Origin of the sequence: Methylosinus sp. RM1, from assembly GCF_011378635.1 — a bacterium.
GTDB classification, from domain to species: Bacteria; Pseudomonadota; Alphaproteobacteria; order Rhizobiales; family Beijerinckiaceae; genus Methylosinus; species Methylosinus sporium.
Genome location: NZ_WOVC01000115.1, coordinates 1 through 719 on the forward strand (window position 1 = coordinate 1; position 719 = coordinate 719).

1 protein-coding gene is annotated in these 719 nt (G+C 58.8%); it reads right to left on the reverse strand.

What is annotated here, in order from left to right:
* Positions 1 to 156: 156 nt before the first annotated feature.
* Positions 157 to 588: a TSUP family transporter gene (locus tag FMZ75_RS21205; RefSeq protein ID WP_370464774.1), complete on the reverse strand. Its 432-nt coding sequence runs from the start codon at positions 586 to 588 to the stop codon at positions 157 to 159.
* Positions 589 to 719: the final 131 nt, after the last annotated feature.

Here is a 719-nt window from a genome sequence, read left to right on the forward strand (position 1 = left end):
TGAACCAATCGCTGGCAAAGCTTTGCGCCAAAGGCGTGCAATGCCTTGTCGCAACGAATTGCAAGCTGCTCTTCCATTCCAGCGGCAATGGGACGGAAACGGCGCTTACGGCGAAAGGGGGGCGTCGTTTGAGGAAGAGCGGGTACTCCCGCCGATTTATTCGCGGCGCCAGACCTTCGCCGACGATGCCACGAGAATCAAGGAGAGAGCCGGGATCAAGAGCTGATCCGACACGATCCCGAGAAGACGTCCGCCTATGAAAGTTCCCGCGATCGAGCCCAACGCCATGATGAGGACGAACGCCTTGTTGCGCGTCACGACGCCAAAAGCGCTGTCGCGGCTGTAACGAGTGAAGCCGACGATCATGGTCGGCAGACTCACGGCGAGCGAGAGGCTGCCGGCGAGCTTGATGTCGGCGCTGAAGAGCAGCACCAGCGTCGGAATCAACAGCTCGCCTCCCGCGACTCCCATGAGCGATGCGACGAATGACGACGCGGACCCTGACGGAACGGGCATATCGGACCTCCGAAGGGTTTCGGATCGCGACGCGCGACGCAATACGCGAAACAGCATGAAATAAGACGAAATCGAAGTTAGTGGTTAGCTATTGGCCCGCGTCATTGCTTTTGACGGTTAGTTCTGAATCACTGCGGCTGCGGAACAGCGCTGGAGATGATTCGTGGCCGGGAAAGAGATCGCCGTCAAGAAACACGTGGTGC